The following is a 25,717-nucleotide window of genomic DNA, read 5'->3' as shown; positions in this document are numbered from 1 at the left end:
CACACATACACTCGCCGGTTGGCGGGCAGGGGATGAATACCGGCTTGCAGGATGCCTACAATCTGGCCTGGAAACTGGCCGGTGTTATCAACGGAAAGATACAGGAAGGCATATTAAACACTTACGCAGATGAGCGCATGCCCATAGCGCGGCAACTGTTACAAACCACAGACAGGGCCTTCAATATCATCATGTCGCAATCATTTGGGGCACAGCTTATCAAGAAGTTTGCACTGCCTAAAATACTGCGTTTTATGTGGCGTAATGACGCGGTAAAGCAAGGCTTTTTTAAACGGGTTTCGCAGATAGACATCAGCTATCGGCATAGCCCTATTAACCTGCATTTAAGCCATGCCCACAAAGTTAAAGCAGGCGATCGGCTGCCTTATCTGAAACTGTATGATGAGAAGAAACAAATAGAGACCGATTTGCATGCATGGTGCAGCAAACCCGGTTTTACCATGATTATCCTGGGTCGCCTGGCTGAGTTTGATCTGCTGGCATTTGCCCGATGGATCACTCACTTTTATGGTGCCGGGCTCAACTTCTTCTACCTGCCGCCATCAGACAGAAACCAGCACGTATTTGATGCCTTCGAAATAAAAACAGAGCATGTTAAAACACTGGTAATTAGGCCCGATAATTACATCGGTTTTATGAGCGATACTACCGACATAGACATCATTAACAATTACATGCAAAACACTACCGGGCTCATCCGGCTAAAATCCTCCTGATTAACACCGGGTTAAAATAATTTCGTGGCACAATCATTGCAACTGTAGCCTATATACATAAGTTGATATGGGAAAGCGCATTTTAGTAGTCGATGACGACACAGGAATATTAGAAGTACTTACAGATATACTTTGCGAATATGATTTTGATGTAAACGCAATTTCAAGAGGCGAATTGGTTTTTGAACAAGTGGCTCAATATCACCCCGATTTAATTTTAATGGATGTAATGCTATCCGGTATGGATGGCCGCAACATTTGCAAAAGCCTAAAGGCAGATCCTCTTTTAAGCTGGATACCTGTAATCCTTCTTTCTGCTAATATCAATGCCTATAGTGTAATGTTTGATAAAGGTGCGCCGAATGATTTTGTGGCTAAGCCCTTTGATATGAACAACTTGATTAAACGTATTGATGCGCAGTTAGCGGCTTAATGCTAACCGTGTATATTTTCTGTTTTTCCATAGTTTTTAATTACCTCAGCTTCGTAGGTTAAAAAATCGGCCCAGCGTTTATCCACATCAATACCATCGTTATACTTTTTGGCAAATCTCAAAAACATAGTATAATGCCCGGCTTCGCTAATCATCAATTCGTGATAGAAGGCCGAGAGTTCCTTATCTGCAATGTTTTCTGAAAGTACTTTAAAGCGTTCGCAACTGCGCGCTTCTATCATGGCAGAGAAAAGCAGCCTATCAACCCGTTGTACACTACGGCCTCCACCTTTGTGCAAAAATTTAAACAGTTCGTTCACGTAGTTGTCTTTCCGTTCGCGGCCCAATGTATATCCCCGCTCAATAATAAAAGTATGTACCCGTTTAAAGTGATCCATTTCTTCGCGCACCAAATCGGCCATTTCCTGTACCAGGTCAGGTAAGTCAGGGTTTTGCACAATAATGGTAATACCGTTACTGGCTGCTTTCTGTTCGCAAAAAGCATGGTCTGTTAATAATTCCTGGATATTGCTTTCCACCACGTTTTTAACCCATAGCGGGTCTGTTGGCAATTGCAGTTTTAAAATGGTTTTTTCGCTCACAAAGCAAAGATAGCGAAGAGCACCAGGAAACGAGAATAGCGAAACAATAAGACAAAAAAAAGACTTCCGGAAGAGAAGTCTGAGGGGGATTACTGCATTGCAAAAACTGCTCTTTCTACATGCACATCGACAGATGCTTCACGGCTCTTAGCCTGCACCCTCGCCTTTTCAACATTCTGTAACAGCATCAATTCATCTACCAGGTCATTTACAGAAAATGCATCCGGCATGTGATTAATTAGTTCCTGAACTTTGTGTTTCGTTAACATATTAATCTGTTTTTAACTGGTGTCAAATATACGGTTTTAGCTATACAGGTTATGTTTTTCAGTAAAAATGACAATTGAAAAACGCACCTATTTTTATTCGGTCGGCCAATAAATTTATGGATAAAATAATAGGGAAACGGCTACCTGTACAGATTTTTATTTTCTATAAACTTCAACACCGTATCTGGCACAAAGTACTGCACGTTTTTTTTAGCAGCGATAGACTTGCGGATAAACGTAGCCGAAAGCTCCATTAAGGGAGTCATGGTGATGGTTACCGAAGCATGACTGGCCAGATCGGCATTCTCATAACCAGGGCGGGGATATACAAAAACCCGGTAATCGCGTAAAATCAATTTATAATTTTTCCACTTGGGTAATGATATCAGGTTATCAGAACCCATGATGAGCGCAAACTCATGCTCAGGATATTTTTCTTTAAGCAGGGTAAGGGTATCAATGGTATACGAGGGCTGCGGCATTTTAAGTTCAATGTCGCTTACCGATATATTCTCAGAATTATCAGTTGCAAGGCGTGCCATTTCAAGTCGGTCGTAGGTATTAATAAGATCGCCTAATTTTTTAAATGGGTTTTGTGGAGATACCACCAGCCAAACCTTATCGAGTTCGGTATAGTTGGCCATATAATTAGCAATAATTAAATGGCCAATGTGTATTGGATTAAATGAACCGAACAATAGGCCTATCTTCATTTTATCGTAACTAATTTTGGCAATAATATAAGCAATATATTACAAATTCAATAAACAAATAATTAAAGGTTTGAAATATTCAAACTGAAATACTTAATTATTTATAAAATTCTTCACCAGTTGTTCAGCCTCATCACATGCCGTTTTAAGATCATGATTTTTAAGGATCACGTCAAAACGCGGCGCATAATTCAGTTCTTTCTCAGCCTTTTCAAAACGTTCTTCTAATTTCTTTGCACTATCAGTACCACGGCCAGTTAACCGTTCTTTCAATACTTCTAACGATGGTGGCTGCACAAATATAGCCAGGGCCTGGTTGCCATACTTACGTTTAAGGTGCAAGCCGCCTTCTACATCAATGTCAAAAATCACGGTTTTCCCTGTTTTCCAGATGCGCTCAATCTCTTCGCGCAGGGTACCGTAGAAAGTGCCGGTATAAACCTCTTCAAACTCAACAAAATGCTTTTTGGCAATCTTGTGTAAAAATTCTTCTACACTTATAAAATAGTAATCTTGCCCGTCGCGCTCATCGCCACGTGCTTCGCGGGTTGTTGCCGAGATAGAGAATTCCAGCTCGTGCATTTTAGATAGTAAATGGTGTACTATTGTAGTTTTACCGGCTCCAGACGGTGCAGAAAATATAACCAGTTTACCTTCGGGCATATTGTTATTGAGTTATTGGGTTACTAAGTTATTGAGTTATTGCATTACTAATAACTTAGTAACCCAATAACTCAATAACCAACTACAACACGTTTAATAATTGTTCTTTAATTTTTTCCAGTTCTTCTTTCATACCTACTACCAGTTTTTGGATAGCGGCATCATTGGCTTTTGAACCCAGGGTATTAATTTCCCGGCCAATTTCCTGTGATATAAAACCTAATTTTTTACCATTGGCATCGGCACTCTTCAGGGTTTCTAAAAAGTAATCGCAATGGCTCTTCAGCCTTACTTTTTCTTCGGTAACATCAAGCTTGTCTATATAATAGATCAACTCTTGCTCCAGGCGGTTCTGGTCAACGTTTTCGCGGCCAACAGCGTCAGCCAAAAAGGTTTGTAGCCTTTCGCGAACTTGCGCAACCCGCTTAGGTTCTTCATTAACAACCTGTTCCAGGTTATTTAATATAATAGCAATACGGCCTTTCACTTCATTCTCCAGCACAGCGCCTTCATCAATTCTAAATTGCTGAAATGCCGCCATTGCCTGCTTAAAGGTGCTTTCAGCTAATTTCCATTGCTCGTCAGACAGGGTTTCTTCTTCAAACTTAACCACCTCGGGCAAGCCCAATGCTAATTGCAGCAGGTTATTTGTAGGTTCGTTTAAGCTTTCGCTTACAGATTTTAACTGGTCGTAGTAGTGCTTCAGCAAAACGGTATCAATACCGGCAGCTTTGGTTTGCCTGTCGGCCTGCTCAATATTGATGCTTAAGTTTACCTTACCACGCTCAACCTGCTTGTTGCAGTCGGTACGCAGTTGAAACTCTTTCTCAGAAAATGCTTTGGGCATACGCAGCGACAACTCGAGGAACTTACTATTGAGCGATTTAATCTCAACAGTATATTTGGTGCTGCCAGAGTCGGAAACAGCTATGCCGTACCCTGTCATTGACTTTATCATGTGCAAAGATAGTGTTTTGTTGTTAAGTTGAAAAGTTGATTGATTGGGAATAAGTTAAGCACTTATCCGCTATCATCTTTAACACTTTTTCACAACTCGTTTATAAGGTTATGGTTACCTTTGCCTGGTATGTTGAGGGGAGCTTTTAAATTTTTAATAATTGGTTTGTGCTTTGCACCACTGTTTAGCCAGGCGCAACAAGCAGAAATTATAAGGGGTATAGTTTTTAAGAAAGGCATGCTCGAAAAAATTGCATCTGCAAACATTACCAACTTAAAAACCAGTGTTACCACCACCAGCAATCTCTATGGCGAATTTATAGCCAGGGTAAGTGTGGGCGATACCATATTAATTGAAAAGCCGGGTTTTACGCCATACAAGCAGGCCATCACCAGTTTTAGTACGCTGTACATCAGCCTGCTGCCTGCCATCAGCCTTAATGAGGTTACCATAAAAGGGCAAACCAAAAAACAGGAACTAAGCGGTTACATGAATGACTATCGCAGTAAAGGCATTTATTACGACGGTAAACCCAATGTATTAAATTACATTACTAACCCTATCACCTCTTTATACGAAGCATTTGGTAAAGCACCCAGCCAAGCCAGAAACTTTGCACGCTTTGCAAAAAAAGAGCAGGAAGCTACCGAAGTTGATAGTAAGTATACGCCACAGCTGGTATCCAGAACTACTGGTATGACGGGAGATAGTCTTCGGCTTTTTATGTTGAGCTACCGCCCCTCGCATGATGATATAGCCAAGTGGGGCGATTATGAAATCATCCTTTATATCAAAAAGTCGTATATTTCTTACAAGAAAAATGGGGATATTGTACCCGTGAATATCTTTAAATCAAATTAATATACAGGCGCTTTGCCGGTCTGTTTCATTACTGAATATCAGATATGACGGGAAAACCTATTCAATTAATCCTATTTCTTTGTTGTTTAATACCGCTGGTTGGTAATGCCCAAAAAGTAAAATCAATAAAAGGGATCGTTTATAAAAAAGGTATGCTCGAAAAAGTTTCGCAGGCCAAAGTCACTAACCTAAAAACCAATGCAGCTACCACCAGTAACCTTTACGGCGAATTTTATGCTGAAGTTAATATAGGCGATACACTACTGATAGAAAAAACAGGCTTTACACCTTTTAAACTTAGCGTTAATAACTTAAACACGCTATTTATATACCTATTACCAAGTATTACTCTTGATGAGGTAAATATAAAAGGGCAAACTAAAAAGCAGGAATTAAACGGCATTATAAATGACTACCGCAGCAAGGGTATTTGTTTCGATGGTAAACCTCCTTTAACTGCTTATCTACCGATAGGCGGTTCGCCGCTAACGGTATTACACGAGCTGTTTGGTAAAACTGCAAATCAGGAAAAGCGATTTATGAATTTCGCCAAAAGAGAGAATGAAGCTACCGAGATAGACCGTAAATATACGCCCCAACTGGTATCCAGAACTACCGGAATGACAGGCGATAGTCTCCGCCTATTTATGTTGAGCTACCGCCCCTCGCATGATGATATAGCCAAATGGGGCGATTATGAAATCATCCTGTATATCAAAAAGTCGTATATTTCTTACAAGAAAAATGGGGATATTGTACCTGTAAATATCTTTAAATCAAACTAGATCCCTAAAGCTTCGCAAGTTTTTTCGGCAGCCAGTTTTTCGGCTAGTTTCTTGCTAAATTCTTTACCCTGGCCCATAGCTTCGCCATCAATATTTACAGTAATTGTAAATAACTTGCTGCTCTCGCCCTCCAGGTTAGTAATTTGCTCGAAGGTAATATCCTTACCGTGGCGCTGGCACCATTCTATCAACTTGCTTTTAAAGTTGGTTTCGGTTTGCTCAAGCGTATGGATATCGATGTGTGATTTAATGATATGGTTAATGAGAAAATTCTTGGTAAAATCGTATCCCTTATCCAGGTAAACGGCTCCAACCAAGGCCTCAAAAGCATCACCAAGTAATGACCCTTGACGGGTAGTACTAATCATCCGGTTATCGTACTCTACCAGTTTATCAAAGCCAAGTTTGCGGCCCAGCTGGTTTAAATTAGCACGGTTAACAATTTTTGAGCGCAGCTCTGTTAAAAAACCTTCGTCTTTATAGGGGTAAAGTTTAAACAATACCTCGGCCACAACGCTGCCTAAAACCGCATCGCCCAAAAACTCGAGCCGTTCATTGCTATTCTTAACACCCTTTTTAACGTTCTGCGCAACCGATTTATGGCGAAATGCCAACCGGTATAACGACAAATTGCCCGGCACAAAGCCGAGCAAATTCTTTAATGTTTTTACGTACTTTCTGCTTGGTGATAAATAAAGCTTATAAAACCGTCTTACTGGCATTTAAACCTTAATTAGTCTTCGTACTTTTTAAATATCACAGAAGCATTATGGCCACCAAAACCAAAACCATTACTTTGCGCAGCACGCACTACACGTTTCTGGGCTTTGTTAAAGGTAAAATTGATTTTAGGGTCAAACGCCGGGTCATCAGTAAAGTGGTTGATGGTAGGCGGGATAATGTCATGTTTAACAGCCAGAATAGCAGCAATAGCTTCAACCGCACCTGCAGCACCCAAAAGGTGACCTGTCATTGATTTGGTAGAGCTGATGTTTATACGGTAAATATCTTCACCATATGCTTCTGTAATGGCTTTAACTTCCTGCGGGTCGCCTATGGGGGTGGATGTACCGTGTACATTCACATAGTCGATGTCGGCAGGGGTCATGTTAGCATCTTCAAGCGCGGCTTTCATTACCAGTGCAGCGCCTAAGCCTTCGGGGTGCGGTGCAGTCATGTGGTAAGCATCGGCACTCATGCCGCCGCCCATCATTTCTGCATAAATTTTCGCACCACGTGCTTTAGCGTGTTCCAGTTCTTCCAGTATAATGGTACCTGCACCCTCTCCGGCTACAAAGCCGTCGCGGTCCAGATCAAACGGCCGTGAAGCCGTTGCCGGGTCATCATTGCGGGTTGATAAAGCATGCATGGCGTTAAAGCCACCTATACCAGCCTCATTAATAATAGCCTCAGAACCACCGCTGATAAACATGTTGGCCCTACCTAAACGGATATAAGTAAAGGCATCAATCAATGAATTGTTTGATGAGGCACATGCAGATACTGTGGTGAAGTTTGGCCCGCGCAACCCGTATTTGATAGAGATATGGCCGGGGGCAATATCAGCGATCATTTTAGGGATAAAGAAAGGATTAAAACGCGGTGTACCATCGCCTTTTGCAAAATTTACCACCTCATCCAGAAACGTTTTAAGGCCACCTATACCCGAGCCCCAGATAACACCTATACGGTTGGTATCCAGTTTATCAAAGTCAAGGCCGGCATCTTTTACCGCTTCTTCGGTAGAATATAGTGCGTATTGAACAAAGGGATCTAACTTGCGGGCGTCTTTGCGGCCCAAAAAAGCATCGGCATCAAAGTTTTTTACCTCGCAGGCAAACTTAGTTTTGAAATTGGTTGTATCAAAACTCTTAATAAAGGCAGCCCCACTCACTCCATTGATCAAAGCGTCCCAGTAATCTGGAACGTTATTGCCAATTGGAGTAAGTGCGCCAAGCCCGGTTACTACAACTCTTTTAAACTCCATTTAAACGTAGTAAAAGGAGCTTATTTAACGTTTTTTTCAAGGTAAGCGATAGCCTGGCCAACAGTACCAATTGTTTCAGCCTGATCGTCAGGAATAGCCACGTTAAATTCTTTTTCAAACTCCATGATTAATTCCACGGTGTCTAATGAATCTGCACCCAGATCGTTGGTGAAGCTTGCTTCCGGTGTTACTTCACTTTCGTCAACACCTAATTTTTCTACGATAATAGCTTTTACTCTTGAAGCGATATCAGACATGGTCTTTGATGTTTAATTGATTAATAAATTTTCTGTGCAAAGAAAGTCAAATTCTATTAAATATCAAATCTAAAATCTTCGCATAATTCATAACAATTTTTTATTGCTAAGGTTTCAATTAGTAATTTTACCGCGATTATATCTCATATAGTGGTTTTAAACAAGCGGATTTTAAAGTTTGAGATCGATCTGGATTTCGTTCTTATTGCGATAACTTCCTCATTGAAGGACTATCGCATCTGCTACTATATTAATAAACAGTTAAATTTTAACTTTATTCGACAGCCAGATCTGGCTGTTGATATTCATCACACTAATGATCCGGTACTTTTTTCTATCTTTCACCATTATTGGGAAGCAAGCGAAACAGAGTTTTATTTTATAGCCAACAAGGGCTCAGACGGTCTTTTAATACCCGAAATGCGTGAGGTTGATTACTTTTTAATGATTAAAAACTACATTGATGCACAAGACCTCGACGACATGATTACCCTGTTAAATAAGTTGCCCGAAATAGTTGCCGCTGTAAAGATTGAACCTAAAAAAATAAAATCCCGTGAAAATCTTTTATTTTAGCGCAAATTTTAAAAAATACTACAGTATAACGACTTTACATATATAAGTACAGCCAGTTTAACCCCCGCATTAATATGAAATTATCCTATAACAGAACTAAGATTGTGGCTACCATGGGCCCGGCTTCGGCCAAAAAAGAAACTTTACTGGCTATGGTAAAAGCAGGTGTAAACATTTGCCGCTTAAACTTTTCGCATGGAAAAGCAGAAGATCACCAAAAAACAATTGATCTGATTCGTGAAATTAACGAACAGTACAAATTAAACATTGGTATCCTGGCAGATTTACAAGGCCCAAAAATCCGTATCGGTTTGGTAAAAGATGGCGGTATCCATTTAGTTAATGGCAAACATATAAAAATCACTACCAATGAGTGTATTGGTGATGATGAGCAGATCTATATCACTTACGACACCTTCCCACAGGATGTGCACGCAGGCGAAACCATTTTATTAGATGATGGAAAACTGCAGCTTAAAGTAATTGAAACTAACAGAAAAGATACCGTAATATGTGAAGTATTACACGGTGGTATTTTAACCTCACGTAAAGGCGTTAACCTGCCAAACACTAAAGTATCTATCCCAAGCTTAACAGAAGAAGACTTAGTTAACCTTGACCAGGCATTAGCTAATGATGTGGAGTGGATCGGTCTTTCTTTCGTACGTAATGCAGAAGATATCGTTGAATTGAAACGCATTATTGCACGTAACGGTAAAGCATCACTCGTGATTGCTAAAATTGAGAAACCGGAAGCTATTGATAACATCGACGAAATTATTGCTGTTACAGATGGTGTTATGGTTGCCCGTGGAGATCTTGGTGTTGAAATGCCTTTAGAAGAAGTGCCTTTGCTGCAAAAAATGATTGCACGTAAATGCCGCGCTGCTTCTAAACCGGTTATCGTTGCAACCCAAATGCTGGAATCAATGATCACAACCCCACGCCCAACACGTGCCGAGGTTAATGACGTTGCTAACTCTGTACTGGATGGTGCTGATGCTGTGATGCTAAGCGGCGAAACTTCAGTTGGTGAGTTCCCGGTTATTGTTATCGAAACAATGGCTAAAATTGTACGTAATGTTGAAGAGAGAGGCTATCCTTACAATAGTAATAAAGAAGTAAACAAAGATGTTACCTCGAAAAACTACCTGAGCGATGCGCTTTGCAGCTCGGCTGTTTATCTATCAGAACATACTAGTGCAGTGGGTATTGTATCGATGACTACTTCTGGTTACACGGCTTTCGAAATTTCTGCTTACAGACCATATGCAGGTACTTACATCTTTACATCTAACAAAAATCTGTTAAATGCACTAAGCTTACTTTGGGGCGTAAAAACGTTTTACTACGATGGCCTGGAAAGTACTGATAAAACCATCAGCGATGTTAATGCCATCCTGAAAGCTGAGAACCTGATCGAAGCGGGTGATGTAGTAATTAATACTGCCGCTGTGCCAATTGCTGCACAAGGCAAAACTAATATGCTTAAAGTAACTGTTATAGAATAATAGGTTAACCCTAAGCAAGAAAAGGGTATGATCCATATAGATCATACCCTTTTTTATTTCTGTTCGGTTTTACCGGCTTTATGTCGGTGTTTCTCCGGGGCGGTGCTTAATTAAAAAGCGGCCAGTAATTTATCCCCGAAGCGGCCGCCAGGCCTTCTTGTTAGTAAACTTCTGCGCGGAATACCTTGCCTTGAAGTTTACCAATTTTCGCAAAGCGATAGTCCCAATACATTCTTAATATACTCATAACTTCGTGCTTTAGTAATGCTTTTGACCAATAGTTAAAACAATGGTTTAAAGCAATCAATAATAATTATGCTTTAACGTAGCGAAAGTATGAAAATTTTCTGAAAAATAACCTAATTCAATAGTTTTCAACATAGTTAATTATCTATAAATCAGATAAATAAATTTACAACCATCCATCCATAGCACTATTATAAAAGAGGTGTTGATAACTCCGAAATGTAAGCAGGCCCAGTTAAAGATAAATTTGGAATACTACCCCTGTTAATTTTTCCATTCATTTTATTTTAACATCAATTTAACATCATGAGTAAAAGCATCACAAAAAAGTCGGGCGGTCAAAGCGGCCTCCAATTAAGCAGGTACTTCAGTAAAGAAGGCACTAATGTTTACGATCTTTTTAAATATGAGAAGCGCTCGTCGGTGATACGGAACCCTTCCGGCGATGCCGTATTTGAGATGAATGATGTTGAAGTGCCGTCAACGTGGTCGCAAGTGGCTACTGATATTCTGGCACAAAAATATTTCCGCAAGGCAGGTGTGCCACAGGCCGATGGTACAACCGGATCTGAAAAAAGCATTAAACAAGTTGCCCACCGCATGGCCCATTGCTGGAAAGATTGGGGCACACGTTACGGCTATTTCGCAAGCCCAAAAGATGCAGATATATTTTATGATGAAATAGTATACACCATAGTTGGCCAGCTGGCAGCGCCAAATTCGCCACAGTGGTTCAACACCGGCCTGCATAGCTCGTATGGCATAACCGGCAAGCCACAGGGCCATTATTATGTAGACCCGGTGAAAGAGGAGCTTACCAAATCAACATCGGCTTACGAGCGCCCGCAACCCCATGCCTGCTTTATCCTTTCTGTTGATGACGACCTGGTAAACGATGGCGGCATTATGGACCTATGGGTTCGCGAAGCACGCATCTTTAAATATGGATCGGGCGTGGGTACTAATTTCTCGAAGATACGCGGCGAGAGCGAGAAGCTTTCGGGCGGCGGTTATTCATCCGGCCTAATGTCGTTCCTTAAAATAGGCGACCGCGCAGCGGGAGCTATAAAAAGTGGAGGCACTACCCGCCGGGCAGCCAAAATGGTTTGCCTGGACCTTGACCATCCCGAAATTGAGGGCTTTGTAAACTGGAAAGTAGAAGAAGAAAAGAAAGTTGCCGCATTAATTGCTGCCGGCTATTCGTCTGATTACGAGGGAGAGGCTTATCGCACCGTATCCGGCCAAAACTCCAACAACTCGGTACGCATACCTAATAGTTTCTTTAAAGCGCTTAGCAGCAGCGAAAACTGGGGTTTAACCAGCCGCATGAGCGGCAAGGTCATTAAATCGATATCGGCGCAAAAATTATGGGATGATATTGCCTTTGCAGCCTGGGCCTGCGCCGATCCGGGGGTGCAGTTTGATACGACTATTAACGAGTGGCATACCTGCCCCGAGGGCGGCCGCATTAATGCATCGAACCCTTGTTCGGAGTATATGTTTCTGGACAACACGGCCTGCAACCTGGCATCCATTAACCTGGCTCATTTTTTTGATAAAGAAACCCGCGTATTTAATGTAAAAGGCTTTGAGCATGCCTGCCGGATTTGGACTATCGTACTCGAAATTTCTGTACTGATGGCGCAATTTCCATCAAAAGAGGTAGCGCAACTATCATATGATTACCGCACCCTAGGCTTAGGCTACGCCAACTTAGGTTCGGCCCTAATGGTTAACGGCATCCCTTACGATAGTGATAAATCAAGAGCTATTGGCGGCGCTATTACCGCCATCATGACGGGCACTGCCTACGCAACATCGGCAGAGATGGCCCGCGAACTCGGCACCTTTAACCGCTATACAGAAAATAAAGATCATATGCTGCGCGTAATGCGCAACCATCGCTACGCCGCCTATAACTCCACAGAGAATTACGAAGGATTGGAAATTTTGCCTCCGGGAATCGACCAGCGTAACTGCCCGGATTACCTACTTTCTGCCGCCTGCAATGCCTGGGACAAAGCCGTTGAAATGGGCGAGCAATACGGTTATCGAAATGCACAAACCACTGTTATTGCCCCAACCGGCACCATAGGTTTGGTAATGGATTGCGATACTACAGGCATTGAACCAGACTTTGCGCTGGTTAAATTTAAAAAACTATCGGGTGGTGGATACTTCAAGATTATTAACCAGGCCGTACCCGAAGCATTAAGCAATTTAGGCTACCAGGAACACGAAGTTACTGCCATTGTAAACTATGCCAAAGGCGCAGCAACTTTAAACGGCGCACCACATATTAACCTGGATACATTAAAGAGCAAAGGCCTAACCGACAGCGATCTGGAGAAAATGGACAAAGCGGTGGTGTCGGCATTTGAGATTGGTTTTGCCTTTAACATCTGGACACTGGGCGAAGACTGCCTTAAACGCCTCGGCTTTACGCCAGAGCAATACAACTCGATGGGCTTTAACCTGTTGCGTGCTTTAGGTTTCAGCAAAAAGCAAATTGCCGAAGCCAACGAATATATCTGCGGCACCATGACCATTGAGGGCGCACCGTACTTAAAAGCAGAACACTACCCTATATTTGATTGTGCTAATAAATGCGGAGCCAAAGGCGAGCGTTATATCCATGCACATGGCCATATTAAAATGATGGCAGCTGCACAGCCATTCCTTTCCGGTGCAATCTCTAAAACCATTAACCTGCCTAATGAGGCTCTGGTTGATGAAATTAAAGATTGCTACGAGCTATCATGGAAATTAGGTTTAAAAGCCAATGCGCTTTATCGCGATGGCTGTAAACTGTCGCAACCGCTATCCACCAAATCTGACACCAAAGAGGAAGACGAGAAGCTGGAAGCCGTTGAAGAAGTTTTAGGCAAAGCCGCAGAACTGAAACTAAGCGACCTAACCCCCGAGCAGGTACTGGAAGCCGCCATGGCCATTATGGAAAAATCGAAGGATACTGAGTTTATGCGCAAGCTGTCGCGCGTGGTGCAAAAGAAAACGCTGCCTGCCAAACGCCGTGGCTTTACGCAAAAAGCCAGTATAGACGGCCAAACTGTATTTGTTCGCACCGGCGAATATGAGGATGGCACCCTGGGCGAAATTTTTGTGGATATGCACAAAGAAGGGGCAACTTTTCGCTCGCTGATGAACTGCTTTGCCATTGCCATTTCGGTTGGCCTGCAATATGGTGTGCCGCTGGAAGAATATGTAGAGAAATTCACCTTCACCCGTTTTGAGCCTGCAGGTATGGTAATGGGGCATGCCAATATTAAAAGCGCAACTTCCATTATCGACTATATTTTCCGCATGCTGGGTTACGAGTACCAGAACCGTACCGATCTGGTACATGTAATTACCGAGCAGCATGCCATTATAGGCAACCCGCAGATAGAAGACACAGATATTAACCCCGATACCAGCAATATTTATCAGCCGATACCAGCAACTGTTAGCAGCCCGCAAATGCATCTAAGCGTAGATATTAGCATGGGCGTGCAAAGCGATGCCCCGGCTTGCAATGTTTGCGGCCACACCACATTGCGGTCTGGCACCTGCTATAAGTGTTTAAACTGCGGCAACTCTATGGGTTGCAGTTAATCAATAGCCCCTATCTACGCAAAAGCGAAAGTATGCCATAGCTTTATGCTTTTGTTTTATAAATAAGTTAATGTGTGCCCCGTGAAAACGGGGCTTTTTGTGGGTAGTACTTAATATTAACTATTTAGCGCCTCGATTAATTATACGCTGATATACTTCTTTTCTGTTGTGAAGAGATACTACTTTGGCCCCTGAGAATTCATTAAAATGCATTCCATTTTGAGCTTGAGATGGCTGAATATTTGGAGCATTTAAATCAAGTGATAACTGCACTGAGTTACTCACTGTGTCTTTTAAGCTTTTATTAGGCATCGATCAGTTTTTTGTTTTTCAAATCTTGGGTTACTTTACCCTCCAAAATAGGAATTGCTTGCAAAGATAAAGTATTTTTAGGGGAAACATGTTTGGATAAGTTGTTAATTTTCTTCCCATCTCTTTTTCTTGAATTGGGAATCATTTTAAAAAATTGCAAATATCTTCTTGGAGATATACCATCAAACATTAGAATTCTTACCAATTTATCATTACTCTCATCTTCTGTAATTGAATCATTATGTAATTTAATAGCCAAACTTTTTCTATATGGTTCAATATAGTAAATTTCCTTAATACCAGCTGCAACAATATGCCTTGCACAATTATGACAGGGATAAGTAGTACAATATAATTTACCATTTATAACTCTATCCCCAGCTTTTTGGCTTCCAGTAATAATAGCTAACATTTCCGCATGAACGGCTCTTGAAAACTCGATAAGTTCCTTGATTCGCGACTTTTTAATAACTTTAGATGCATTTTGTCTTTGGCTATTATCTATTACACCACTCAAAATTAACTCATTTACCAATGCGTCCGTAATAACTCCTTTTTCACTATCATTAAAGCATAAGCCATCACCATAATTGTAACATCTTTTATCGCTGGATAAATCACTTGGATTATATTTATAAACACTCCCACCAACTTTAGGAACATCATTCCAACCAACAGAAATTAACTCTCCATTACTGTCAGTAATTGCAGCACCAACTTGTCGGCTTAAACAAGCAGAGTTTCCAGCAGCAGCAGCAGCTAAATACATTGCTGTTTCATCAGATGAAGGAGTAATAACCTCTGTAGAGAAAATTAAATTGAGAAAACGATTAATTTTAGGTTCAATAGCTGATTTTGAGTTAAAGTCGACCCTCAAAAAGAAGTCTGATTCGGTAAAAGTATTTGTCACATCCTGTCCAAAATTCATTTCTTCACCCGAATCTCTATCAATTAACCTGTGGACCTCATGTGTTTTTATACCTTTATTTACAAGATTTTGGACCCTTGATTCTACTGATGAAAAGACTCCAATAAAATAAAATATATCACCATAAATCAATCTGAAAATTTCTAATTCTTCTTTGTTTTTTATAGAATCGATGATATAACAGACACGTTCAGAGCCATAATCATCCTTTTTACTTATCTCCCGATTGTAAGCAATTTCGTTAATTGCAAGTTCTGCTAAGATGCTATTAGTATGCTTCTCTCTTAAAATATTCCCTCCATTTATTAATTTCTGATATACATCAAATTTAGAATCACTGTTTTCATCCAGTTGAATTTCATTGCTAGCATACTGTCTTATCAAGACACTTAGCCGAATCTTTACACATCTATAATTATACTTATCTATAAGAGTTTTTTCTATTGAATCAGCAACAAAATGTATATCTGTTCCAATGGGCCCACATAAGCCAATTATAAGTTCATCCGTATGAGTATTAAATATCGATTCTTTAATATCCTTAAAATATTCAGTATCCGTGTTTATTACAAGTTCTAAATTTGAAGCAGGTTCGCCCATATGAAAAAGTTTAGGTTAAATAGTTGTTATAATATTATGAAAAAATAGTATAACATTTAAGCATAAACTAAGATATATAAGTGTTTATAAAAACAAAAGTCATCCCGACTTGTCGGAATGACTTCAATCAATAGTTATTTTTTGGGTTATTTGCTGTAAATATTAGCTGTATTACGGTAGCCGGATGTGGTATTGGTATACCAGTCTACATAGTTAGAACCGCTGGAAGAGGCCCAATCTGTAAAGTGCAGGTAAGCCTGATTAATTGGCACCGTTTCTACAGGCCAGCTAAATTGCTCGCTGAAACTGATAGCCCAGGGCCAGTTTTCTTTCGACAGATAGTAGCGGCCCGTGGTTGGTGTAGAGCTATCATCACCGATACCAAACAGCGCGGTATTGGCCTTATCTGTAGGCGCGTAACCCGGCAGGTGAATTTCATAACCACGTCTCAGGTTACTGATCAGGAATGGGTTAAAGGCTGATACGGCCAGTGTTGACGTCGCAACTGGTGTGGCAAAATTAACATCAATTGTAGCTGTTTTACTGGTTACTTTATCCTTGGTGGTAAGTGTATTGATAAAGAAAGCACCGTCAGGATTTTTAATCAGCGCTTCATGGTTATCAAAAGGGATAATTACCGCTTTAGCCTGGCCGGCTTCAACGCCATTAGAAGCAAATGTAATATAGTTACTTATGGTTTGTGCACCCGTTACAGATGCCACAGCCGAAGCCGCAACCGGCAATTGCACACCAAACCCATTGTGGAATGATGCCCCAGCAGCGCCCACATTAAAGTTACCCTTTAACTCAACCACCTGGTTTGATGCATTGCTGATAAAGGTATACTGGTAATTAACCAAAAGGTCATTCAAATCATAATCGCCCTTGGTCGGGAAGTTATCCTCGAAAGCAATGGTAGCAAAAGTGCTTGATGATGGATAGTAGCTGATATAAGCGCGGCTTGCATCATTAGGGAAAGCATCCTGTGCATCGGCAACGCCATCGCCATCGGTATCGCCGCCTCTGTCAATCGCAACCACGTTGTTGCTTGATATAGCAGTTATCGGGTTGGCGGTTGCATATACAACCAGGTCATTAAAGTCGTTATCAGAATTGCCCGTTTGCCTGTTGGTATCTTCAAAACCCATTAAATACAACTTGTGCACATCGTCATACAGCATTACGGTATGCCTTCTTAAAGCGCTGGTACTTTCTGGGTTAAAGCTATCCTGAGTGAAAAATTTGGTAGCATTGGTGTTTACGCCGCTACCCGTCCAGGCGTTTTGCAAGAGTACAAAACCGATAGAGGTGCCTGCGTTGAAAGTCCCTAACTTAACCTTATCGCCAGAAATTAAGCCCCCGCCCGAACCAGAACCCGACGCATTAGGGAAAATATAGGTGATTTTATCAATGCCGCCAAACAGTGTACCGCCCGAACTTCCGGATGGCGGATTGGCTGTAGAATAAGTATAATAGGCCAGTGTATTCTGGTAACCTGCACCTTCTGATACAAAGGTAACCCACACATCTGATGTGGCCGTTACATTAATGGTGTTAACCGCTGTGGTAGCCAGGTATGTTGGGTGCGATGTGGTTATCGGGGTGCCTTCTGGTAATGATGCATTTACATAAGAAAGCAAAGAAGCCGGAATAGCATCCCCGGTAGCTTCCAGGTAAGCAGGACGGCCCTGGTTAGTTGGGCTGGTAAATGCGTTTGACGACGAGTAACCGGTTGGATAACCAATATCTGTAGTGAGTAAACCGTTAATGCTCACTTTACCTACCGATGATGTTGCTGTTGGTGTATTATTAATCGCATCGGCAGTAATATCGCCGCTATAGCCTGTTTTACCGCCAATGGTAGCGGTAATTGCGCTGTTGTTAATAACGGCAGTAGCATTGTGCATTAAACCAATGTAAGCCGGGTCTATTACCAGGTTAGCATAATAAGCGGGCACCGTAATTTTAGCGGTAACATTACCAGATTTGTCTGATACCGCCCTGAATATGGCCGCACTTGGGTCGGTATTACCCGGGGCGTATACGCTTACAACCACACCGGCCAAAGGACCGTTACTATTGTCTTTAAGAGAAAGGTTTAAGCTTACGTTTTTCGAAGTAGCAAAATTGAACCCATCGGGGGCAATCTTGTCAACGGGTGTAGTAGGACCATCTCCCGAGTGATCCTTTTTACAGGAAGCCAAACCTGCCACCCCTGCTATCAGGCAAAATGTAAAAAATCTGTTCATAAAATTAACTGTCAGTAAATAAATTTACCCGTCTTCTACGGATAGAATTTTAAAATGTTGCTGTTAGACTTCGTAGATTATAAACTCTGAGTTAACAATTTAATTTTAGATAGTATTTTATATCTTATAAAAATTAACATTATTGATAAAATGACTATAAAATCCAATTATTAACTATAGAGAAACATTATTCAACTCTGTTCATTTTGTTCATTTTTACATATGTAACAATTGCCATCACCAGTCATCTTAACAGTACAATTTTATCAGCATGAAATTAAACCGTTACCTTTTTGCCGCACTGTTATCATTTTGCCCGGCTATTATGGCTTTTGCCCAAACCGATACCGTTACCGCCGGCAATCACAAACTCATTACCCCCCACCTTAAACCCGGGCAAAGGCAATACTTGGTATATTTCCAGGCACCGGCCCAAACCAAAACACTGCGTTTTTCTTTGTGGACACGCAACATCGGGGTAGAAAAACTGAATGGAGAAGATGTGTTTGTAACCACACAGCACTGGTATGGCACCGATACCGCTAACTATCGCACGGTTAGATCGATTAACACAAAGGCAGATTTTGCCCCGATATTTCATGTAGAAAGTATTGGCGGTAAGCTAAAGGCCTACAATTGGGAGGCAAATAAAATTACAGGGGCCGATACCACGGCAAATAACCTGGCAAAAAACTTTTCACTGAAATTTGACCATCCCAGCCTGAACTGGAACCTCGATATAGAAACTTTTGAGATGCTGCCTTTAGCGGAAGGTAAAAACTTCGCTATTTATTTTTACGATGCAGGCGCAACTCCACCGGCTTATGTTGTTTATAAAGTTACCGGCAGCGAAGTGGTAAGCCTCAACGATAGTAAGGGTGTAGACTGCTGGAAGCTATTTACCGAAGGCAAAACCCCCAATGGCCAGCCCTATACCGAAACCTATTGGATAAGCAAAAAGAACCACGAATTATTAAAAGAAGAAGATGCCTTTAATGGCATGTACCGCTATAAAATTAAACTCCCCGGCCTAACGCCAGATCTGTTAAGCAGATTTAAACAATAGCTTTAGTTTGCCGGATCGTTCTTTTTTAGGGTGATAATTACAACACCATTGACTGCTTTTTCCCCATATTCTCTTGTAGCATTATCACCTTTAAGTACATTAATAGTTTGGATACTGTTGGGCTTGATATTCTTCATTTCTCCCGGTGCTATTTCTTTACCATCAAGATAATACAACGGCTGTGGTTGATTATCTGACACCGCCGGGGTAAGTGGCGTAGTGGTTGTATAGAACATACTAGACACCATTCTGATGGAATCCGGTTTTCTGCGTACAAATGTAACAGATGAGATTTCCGGTTTGCCTTTGCCATATGGGATAGTTTGTACATACATTATCCTGCTGTTATATACACGATGCTGAGCAGTATCTGTTACTAAACCTACTCTTTCATCGGCCAGCGTAAAATCTATCGGTACGGTATATTGTACCCTTACTTTATGCCCGTTCTGTATCCCTGGGTTCCACTTAGGCGATGCCGAAATTACACGGACTGCCTCTGTCGCCGCAGGTGAGTCATGCTCATTTAAAGCCTTAATGTGCGAAAGGGAGCCATCTGTTTCTACCACAAAACTGATAATAACCCTGGCCTGTAACTTCTTTTTACGCAGCTCTTCCGGGTATTTAAGGTTTTGAGAAAGATAGGCAGCCATTGCAGATGTACCACCTTTAAACGTTGGCTGATTTTCTACAGCTGTAAAAAGTTCGTCATGTTGTTTAGTGGTATCAGGCAGGTCTATAATAATCGGTACCGGCTTAGCCGAAGGTTTAAACTCCTGAACATCGGGCGTTGTATTTACTGAAGTGGTTAGCTTATCACTAGCTGAGGAGGTGGTAATGGTGGTGTAAGCATGTGTTAATCCTGATGATGTTGCAGAAGTCATCATTACCCGGTCTACCTTATTGTTTATAATGGTAATCATCTGGTTGGTATGCACCGTGGCCGATGATAAAATGAGCATTAATGCAAACAAGGGTGCCGATAAACCATATTTAAGCAATGCCTTACGCTGCGAGTTATTTTTTTGCAGCATTAGTATCCGTTGCTTAAGCAGGCTATGGTTAAAAAATGGGTTAACCAGGTCATGTGCCGGTGTTTTAAAAGTCTCGCTCAATAACAATAAAGCATACTCCTGCTTGCTGGTGCCGCTTTTAATTGCACTGCGGTCGGCAATAAACTCGTGGATGTGTTTAATGCTTTTGCGGTAAAAATACACCGCCGGGTTAAACCAGTTAATAATCATAACGGCTTCAATCAATAACACATCGGCCGAGTGCCATTGCCGGGCATGCACCTCCTCGTGCGCCATTATTACGCCGCGGTTGCTCAGCTTTTCGCTTAGCTTAATGGTTCTAAAAAACGAGTAAGCATCTTCTGTATCGTTATATTTAATGTTGTAGCGCAATATCATTAACTGCAAAATAAAACGAGCCGCCAATAATATAATACCGCCTGCATAAATAATAGCCAGTATTTGCCCAATGGTGAGATGCTGGCTTGCTGACGCCTGTATTTGATAAATAACAACCGGATCCAGGTGGTAAATGGTTTGCTTAATTTGCTGGGTTATAAAAAGGTTACGCGCCCACTCGGCCTGCATTAGCGGCACCAAAAATGAGAGTATTGCCGAGCTTACCAGGTAAAACCGGTTAAGTTGAAAAAACGTTTCGCGGCGAAGCAGCAGGGCATAAAACCCATAAAACAAAATAAGGTAAACATTCGCCAGTATCAGATATTGCCACCAGGTCATAAAAAACTACAGTTATTTGTCCTTTAACTTTTCAATCAATTTCAAAATCTCATCAGCCTCTTTCATATCAATCTTTTCTTTTTGCACAAAAAAGGAAAACATCCGTTTTACCGAATTATCAAAATAGCCGTTCAGCAGTTTATCGGCAGCAAAACCCTGGTACTCATCTTTGCTCACCAGCGGGTAATACTCATGGCTTTTACCAAATGCGGTATGCCCCACAAAGCCTTTTGTTTCCAATATGCGTATAAAGGTTGATACCGTGTTGTAAGCCGGTTTAGGCTCTGGTAAAAGATCAATAATATCCTTTACGTAAGCCTTTTTTAATTGCCATAGCACCTGCATCAGTTGTTCTTCTGCCCGTGTAAGTTCTTTCAAATCCATAATCTAACTTTTTATTACATCCTCGTATATAACGGGGCTGCACTGTGCAAACTTGCTGCTTGCGGTAATTTTTATTTTGTAACGCTGTATAAATTTACTTAATAAATTTATACAGGCCTTTTGCTTTTCCTCGTCAAGGCCGGTGGGTTTTAAATTAACCAGGTAATAGCTAATGCTACCATCGGGTTCAAAATAAACCCGGTTAAAAATTCGCACCGGGCTGTTCCACCTAAAATTATTTTCGTTCAAATACTTATTCAAGTCCTGCAGCATAGTGGTGTAAGCTGTTATCAGGCGTTTTTCATCATCGCCTTTAAAAACAACATCGCCCGCACCTACAGCGCTTTTATATACTTTGTCAAGCGCCTGCATACTATAGCCATTGCTTTCTGCGTGCTGAAAACTATCGGCAATATGCTGGGCAAATGCAATTTGCCCAGTAATTAAAAGCAATAAAACTAGGATGTTTCTAATCATACCTTTTACTATAAATATAAAGTTGCAACTAATAAATTAGTTATCCAAATTTATATTAAGAACATTATCTTGCCACCGTGGTTTTATTACGCATTCAACTTAAATTATATTCATGCATATTACTTTTCACGGTGCAGCACGTAATGTAACAGGCAGCAAGCATCTGGTACAACTAAACGATGGCACCAATATTTTGCTTGATTGCGGTATGTTTCAGGGTCTTGATAATGCCGATGACCTGAACGGACACTTCGGGTTCAGACCAGATACGGTAGATTATATGATCCTGTCGCATGCACACATTGACCATTGCGGCTTGATACCCCGTTTGGTTGCTGAAGGATTTAAAGGGCCAATATACTGCACCCCACCAACCATGAACCTGGCGCGTATCCTCATGGCCGACTCGGCCCGTATCCAAACCGCTGATGCCGAATACGCTAATAAGTATCGCGAGCGGAAGGGCCTGGAGCTTGAAGTACCACTTTATACCGAAGAAGATGCTACTGCCGCGTTAAACCAGTTTAAAGTGGTAGAGTATAATGAGGAATTTGAAATAAGCCCGCGCGTAAAAATATTGTTTACAGATGCCGGGCACTTGCTGGGCAGCGCCGCCGTGCACCTTAATATATTAGAAGATGGCAAATACACCCAACTTACTTTTAGCGGTGATGTTGGCCGGTATGGCGATATGATATTAAGAAGCCCGGAGAAATTCCCGCAAGCCGATTATATTTTGCTCGAATCTACCTATGGCGATTCATTGCACAAAGATTTGAAACCTATTGAGAATGCCCTGCATGATATTATTCACCACACCTGCATGGTGAGGCATGGCAAGGTAATTATCCCGGCGTTTAGCGTAGGCCGCACGCAGGAAATTTTATATGCCCTGAATACCCTTGAGCTGGAAGGCCGTCTGCCAGATGTGCCTTATTATGTAGATAGCCCGCTGGCCGGCCAGGCGACCCAGATATTGAAAGAACACCCGGAAGTATACAACAGCGAAGTAATGAAAGTAATGAAGGTTGATGCCGATCCTTTTAGCTTTAAGGGATTGCGTTTTACACAATCAACCGAAGAATCTATTGCGCTAAACAATGACCCGCGGCCTTGTGTAATCATTTCTTCGTCGGGCATGGCCGAGGCCGGGAGGGTAAGGCACCACATTCGCAATAATATCGACAAAGAGCGCAACACTATTTTGATAGTTGGCTATTGCGAGCCATCTTCACTGGGCGGCCATTTGTTACGAGGCGATAAAGTTGTCAATATATTTCACGAAGAACATAAGGTAAATGCCGATGTAAGATCTATTAAATCAATGAGTGCACATGGCGATTATGAGGATCTGTTGAAATTTATGTCGTGCCAGGACCCCAAAAGAGTAAAGAAAGTTTTTTTGGTACATGGCGAGTACGATGTACAACAGCACTTTGCCAGGAAACTACAAGATGCAGGTTTTGCAGAAGTAGAAATTCCGGCTCAGCACCAGAAGGTGGAACTGAGGTAGAACCAAGAGACAAGAAACAAGACCGAATATGAGATACTCTTAACGAATATTGAGATACTCTTAAAAAGTACGCATGGGGCAGGTAACCTTGTAGCGATTGTTCAACAGGATACCGATTACGATCTCATGCGTACCATTGCTTACCGTATTAAGGGCCGAGGTGGTAATATCGTAAGAATAGCCTACATTGATAAGCGAGCTGATATTAAACCCGGCCAGGGCCGAAAAGGAATCATTGTGGCGGTACGAACCCCCGATCCAAAATCGATCGCGGAAGGCTAGTTTGCCTGTGATATCATATGATACAGGTACTGGTTTAATCACCTTTAACATTACCGACGGCATAAACGAAACATCGTCTGACACGAACAACTTAACGCCTGAGGTAAAAAAGTAATGCGGTACCGTTTGGCTTTGGTTATAGGTTGAAGTATTGGTACTGAAATAAAGATTCTGCTTAATTAACTGTTGGGCCGAAGCACCGATATAAAAATTAGCAGTATATAACCAGATACCGGCACCGAGGTCTGGTTTCCACTGGCTGGCAATACCGTTAGTAATGGCAGGATCATTAGTCGTCTCTAATGTAATATCAGCAGTATTTAACCCAACATGACTAACCCCTGCCGATACCCCTACAGATAAATTCCATTTAGGGCTAAGGCCCAAATGATAGGCATAAGTAGCGTCAATATTGGTTTGGGTAAGCGGGCCTGCTTTATCGCTTACTACCATAATACCTATACCATGGTGAGGTTCTGCGGCGCGATAATCCTGCACGTATGAGCGGCTCATGGGGTTTTCGCCGCCACCCGCTGCAGATGCCGTGGCATCGCCATTTAAAAACTGGTTACCCAGGGGCATATTTACAGTAAGATACGATGTTGTAGGCGCGCCATCCAGGCCGGTCCATTGCTTACGATAACCCAGTTTGGCATCGGTATAATTTTCAATACCACTTACAGCCGGGTTAAGCAGGTAATTATTAAATACATATTGGGTGTATTGTGGCCGTTGCTGGGCTAGGGCACAATTTATTAACGCTGTAAAAACTAAAATTACCTGTAAAATTTTCTTCATCTGTAATATGGCTCTGGCATAAAATAAGCGCCTGCTATAAAAACAGGCGCTACGTTTATGAAAACATATACCCGGAAAACTGATCGCATACAATACATCCTGATATACAATTCAAAAATGCTTAATGCTAAAGCACAATACAATAATGTATCGGCAAACAAGGCTTATGTATAGATGAATGTAATTACAGCTAATATTTGTTAGAAATATAGGAAGTAATATTTAATTTGCCGAATTATTATTTAGTTACATCATGTACGACATCTGCTGCATAGGCCATATTACCCTCGATAAAGTAATTACCAGTCATTCTGAAAAGTACATGGCAGGCGGCACTTCTTTTTACTTTTCTAATGCCATTAGCCAGATGGACTTAAACTATGCACTGGTAACAGCCATAGCAGAAAGCGAAATGCATTACGTGGAAGACCTGCGTTTAAAAGATATTGAGGTAGAAGTACTGCCCAGTAAGCATACTGTATACTTTGAAAACATTTATAGTGCCGACCAAGATCACCGCACCCAGCGGGTATTACAACAAGCAGATCCATTTACGATAGCGCAGTTAAAAGATGTTGAAGCAAAAATATTCCACCTGGGTCCACTGCTGGCCGGTGATATGCCGGTAGCACTTATCAAAAACCTGTCGCAACGCGGGCAGGTATCCTTAGATGCACAAGGTTATTTGCGCGAAGTAAAAGACCTGCAGGTACACCCCATTGATTGGGCCGAAAAGCAGGAAGCCCTGGCATACATCCACACGTTAAAAGTTAACGACCACGAAATGGAGGTGCTTACCGGTGTTAAAGACATCAGGGAGGGCGCCAGGATCTTAGCCAACTGGGGCGTTAAAGAAGTAGCCATTACCCTGGGCAGTAAAGGCTCTGTAATTTATGCCGATGGTGTTTTTTATACTATCCCTGTTTACAAACCCACTGCCGTGGTTGACGCAACCGGCTGCGGCGATACCTATATGGCCGGCTATTTATACCAACGGGTAAAAGGAACAGATATACAAAATGCAGGTGAATTTGCCTCAGCGATGGCCGGGTTAAAGATCCAGTCATCGGGGCCGTTTGTAGGGGATGAGGCCGGTATACTTAGCTTTTTAAAAAAGGTATAGGCTGAGAAATTAAGGTTTTAAGCA

At 41.7% G+C, this 25,717-nt stretch carries 25 protein-coding genes; 10 read left to right on the top strand and 15 right to left on the bottom strand.

Features of this window, described 5'->3' with window-relative positions; all coding sequences use genetic code 11:
- The coding region (locus tag RG47T_RS23135; RefSeq protein WP_171972587.1) for an FAD-dependent monooxygenase at positions 1-737 on the top strand (737 nt) is incomplete at its 5' end.
- Positions 738-804: 67 nt separating this feature from the next.
- The gene (locus RG47T_RS23130; RefSeq protein WP_074492208.1) at positions 805-1,170 is read left to right on the top strand and encodes a response regulator; all 366 of its coding nucleotides are present in this window, start codon (positions 805-807) and stop codon (positions 1,168-1,170) included.
- A gap of 2 nt (positions 1,171-1,172) precedes the next feature.
- Here RG47T_RS23130 and RG47T_RS23125 read toward each other — a convergent pair whose 3' ends face one another.
- The 5 genes from RG47T_RS23125 to RG47T_RS23105 form a co-directional block, all read right to left on the bottom strand.
- Entirely contained in the window at positions 1,173-1,772 is a 600-nt protein-coding gene (locus RG47T_RS23125; RefSeq protein ID WP_091690839.1) for a MiaE family protein, read from the bottom strand.
- A gap of 89 nt (positions 1,773-1,861) precedes the next feature.
- On the bottom strand, positions 1,862-2,041 hold the full coding sequence (locus RG47T_RS23120; RefSeq protein WP_074492206.1) for a hypothetical protein: 180 nt from the start codon (positions 2,039-2,041) through the stop codon (positions 1,862-1,864).
- 140 nt (positions 2,042-2,181) lie between these two features.
- Complete coding sequence (gene nadD / locus RG47T_RS23115) at positions 2,182-2,754, bottom strand: nicotinate (nicotinamide) nucleotide adenylyltransferase (protein ID WP_074492203.1); 573 nt, start codon at positions 2,752-2,754, stop codon at positions 2,182-2,184.
- Positions 2,755-2,847: 93 nt separating this feature from the next.
- Positions 2,848-3,417: a guanylate kinase gene (gmk, locus tag RG47T_RS23110; RefSeq protein ID WP_074492201.1), complete on the bottom strand. Its 570-nt coding sequence runs from the start codon at positions 3,415-3,417 to the stop codon at positions 2,848-2,850.
- A gap of 82 nt (positions 3,418-3,499) precedes the next feature.
- Positions 3,500-4,375, bottom strand: a complete 876-nt coding sequence (locus tag RG47T_RS23105) for a YicC/YloC family endoribonuclease (RefSeq protein WP_245770800.1) — start codon at positions 4,373-4,375, stop codon at positions 3,500-3,502.
- Positions 4,376-4,612: 237 nt separating this feature from the next.
- Here RG47T_RS23105 and RG47T_RS23100 point away from each other — a divergent pair, with 237 nt between their 5' ends.
- Entirely contained in the window at positions 4,613-5,236 is a 624-nt protein-coding gene (locus RG47T_RS23100) for a hypothetical protein (protein WP_139235666.1), read from the top strand.
- 44 nt (positions 5,237-5,280) lie between these two features.
- Positions 5,281-6,021, top strand: a complete 741-nt coding sequence (locus RG47T_RS23095; protein WP_074492195.1) for a hypothetical protein — start codon at positions 5,281-5,283, stop codon at positions 6,019-6,021.
- Here RG47T_RS23095 and rnc read toward each other — a convergent pair.
- From rnc to RG47T_RS23080, 3 genes are read right to left on the bottom strand one after another with little or no spacing between them, the layout of a single operon-like run.
- Positions 6,018-6,743, bottom strand: coding sequence for a ribonuclease III (gene rnc / locus RG47T_RS23090; RefSeq protein WP_074492192.1), 726 nt, complete (start codon positions 6,741-6,743; stop codon positions 6,018-6,020). The two genes, RG47T_RS23095 and rnc, sit on opposite strands and share 4 nt — an antisense overlap.
- Positions 6,744-6,754: 11 nt before the next feature.
- Entirely contained in the window at positions 6,755-8,008 is a 1,254-nt protein-coding gene (gene fabF, locus RG47T_RS23085; RefSeq protein ID WP_074492189.1) for a beta-ketoacyl-ACP synthase II, read from the bottom strand.
- A 20-nt stretch (positions 8,009-8,028) separates the two neighbouring features.
- The gene (locus RG47T_RS23080; protein ID WP_008508386.1) at positions 8,029-8,265 is read right to left on the bottom strand and encodes an acyl carrier protein; all 237 of its coding nucleotides are present in this window, start codon (positions 8,263-8,265) and stop codon (positions 8,029-8,031) included.
- A gap of 150 nt (positions 8,266-8,415) precedes the next feature.
- Here RG47T_RS23080 and RG47T_RS23075 point away from each other — a divergent pair, with 150 nt between their 5' ends.
- From RG47T_RS23075 to RG47T_RS23065, 3 genes are all read left to right on the top strand, one after another.
- Entirely contained in the window at positions 8,416-8,841 is a 426-nt protein-coding gene (locus tag RG47T_RS23075; RefSeq protein ID WP_074492187.1) for an IPExxxVDY family protein, read from the top strand.
- A 74-nt stretch (positions 8,842-8,915) separates the two neighbouring features.
- Positions 8,916-10,352, top strand: a complete 1,437-nt coding sequence (gene pyk, locus RG47T_RS23070) for a pyruvate kinase (RefSeq protein WP_074492185.1) — start codon at positions 8,916-8,918, stop codon at positions 10,350-10,352.
- A gap of 552 nt (positions 10,353-10,904) precedes the next feature.
- Positions 10,905-14,210 (top strand): vitamin B12-dependent ribonucleotide reductase, encoded by a 3,306-nt coding sequence (locus tag RG47T_RS23065; RefSeq protein ID WP_074492183.1) that lies wholly within the window; start codon positions 10,905-10,907, stop codon positions 14,208-14,210.
- Positions 14,211-14,330: 120 nt separating this feature from the next.
- Here the strand turns inward: RG47T_RS23065 and RG47T_RS26225 are convergent, their stop codons facing one another.
- From RG47T_RS26225 to RG47T_RS23050, 3 genes are all read right to left on the bottom strand, one after another.
- On the bottom strand, positions 14,331-14,522 hold the full coding sequence (locus tag RG47T_RS26225) for a hypothetical protein (protein WP_074492181.1): 192 nt from the start codon (positions 14,520-14,522) through the stop codon (positions 14,331-14,333).
- Complete coding sequence (locus RG47T_RS23055) at positions 14,515-16,050, bottom strand: anti-phage dCTP deaminase (RefSeq protein ID WP_074492178.1); 1,536 nt, start codon at positions 16,048-16,050, stop codon at positions 14,515-14,517. Before RG47T_RS23055 ends, RG47T_RS26225 begins: the two co-directional genes overlap by 8 nt.
- Before the next feature lie 146 nt (positions 16,051-16,196).
- Positions 16,197-18,299 carry an LruC domain-containing protein gene (locus tag RG47T_RS23050; RefSeq protein WP_074492176.1) on the bottom strand — a complete coding sequence of 701 codons (2,103 nt, stop codon included), beginning with the start codon at positions 18,297-18,299 and terminating at the stop codon, positions 16,197-16,199.
- Positions 18,300-18,570: 271 nt separating this feature from the next.
- Between RG47T_RS23050 and RG47T_RS23045 the strand changes: the two genes are divergently transcribed.
- Positions 18,571-19,365: a DUF3108 domain-containing protein gene (locus RG47T_RS23045; protein WP_074492174.1), complete on the top strand. Its 795-nt coding sequence runs from the start codon at positions 18,571-18,573 to the stop codon at positions 19,363-19,365.
- Positions 19,366-19,367: 2 nt separating this feature from the next.
- Here the strand turns inward: RG47T_RS23045 and RG47T_RS23040 are convergent, their stop codons facing one another.
- Genes RG47T_RS23040 through RG47T_RS23030 form a run of 3 tightly spaced genes read right to left on the bottom strand, consistent with a single transcriptional unit; the run spans position 19,368 to position 21,977 of the window.
- On the bottom strand, positions 19,368-21,116 hold the full coding sequence (locus tag RG47T_RS23040) for a M56 family metallopeptidase (protein WP_074492172.1): 1,749 nt from the start codon (positions 21,114-21,116) through the stop codon (positions 19,368-19,370).
- A 12-nt stretch (positions 21,117-21,128) separates the two neighbouring features.
- Complete coding sequence (locus RG47T_RS23035) at positions 21,129-21,500, bottom strand: BlaI/MecI/CopY family transcriptional regulator (RefSeq protein WP_074492170.1); 372 nt, start codon at positions 21,498-21,500, stop codon at positions 21,129-21,131.
- Between the two features lie 3 nt (positions 21,501-21,503).
- Positions 21,504-21,977, bottom strand: coding sequence for a hypothetical protein (locus tag RG47T_RS23030; RefSeq protein ID WP_074492167.1), 474 nt, complete (start codon positions 21,975-21,977; stop codon positions 21,504-21,506).
- A gap of 112 nt (positions 21,978-22,089) precedes the next feature.
- Here RG47T_RS23030 and RG47T_RS23025 point away from each other — a divergent pair, with 112 nt between their 5' ends.
- The gene (locus RG47T_RS23025) at positions 22,090-23,490 is read left to right on the top strand and encodes an MBL fold metallo-hydrolase RNA specificity domain-containing protein (protein WP_074492165.1); all 1,401 of its coding nucleotides are present in this window, start codon (positions 22,090-22,092) and stop codon (positions 23,488-23,490) included.
- Positions 23,491-23,550: 60 nt separating this feature from the next.
- On the opposite strand, the gene RG47T_RS23020 is transcribed toward RG47T_RS23025, so the two are convergent.
- A complete protein-coding gene (locus RG47T_RS23020; RefSeq protein ID WP_074492162.1) occupies positions 23,551-24,570 on the bottom strand; it encodes a PorP/SprF family type IX secretion system membrane protein in 1,020 nt (339 codons plus the stop codon).
- Between the two features lie 253 nt (positions 24,571-24,823).
- Here RG47T_RS23020 and RG47T_RS23015 point away from each other — a divergent pair, with 253 nt between their 5' ends.
- The gene (locus RG47T_RS23015; protein ID WP_074492160.1) at positions 24,824-25,693 is read left to right on the top strand and encodes a PfkB family carbohydrate kinase; all 870 of its coding nucleotides are present in this window, start codon (positions 24,824-24,826) and stop codon (positions 25,691-25,693) included.
- Positions 25,694-25,717: the final 24 nt, after the last annotated feature.

Source organism: Mucilaginibacter polytrichastri, from assembly GCF_001911425.1.
GTDB classification, from domain to species: Bacteria; Bacteroidota; Bacteroidia; order Sphingobacteriales; family Sphingobacteriaceae; genus Mucilaginibacter; species Mucilaginibacter polytrichastri.
The sequence above is the reverse complement of the archived record's forward strand: the minus strand, read 5'-3'. Positions and strand labels throughout refer to the sequence as shown.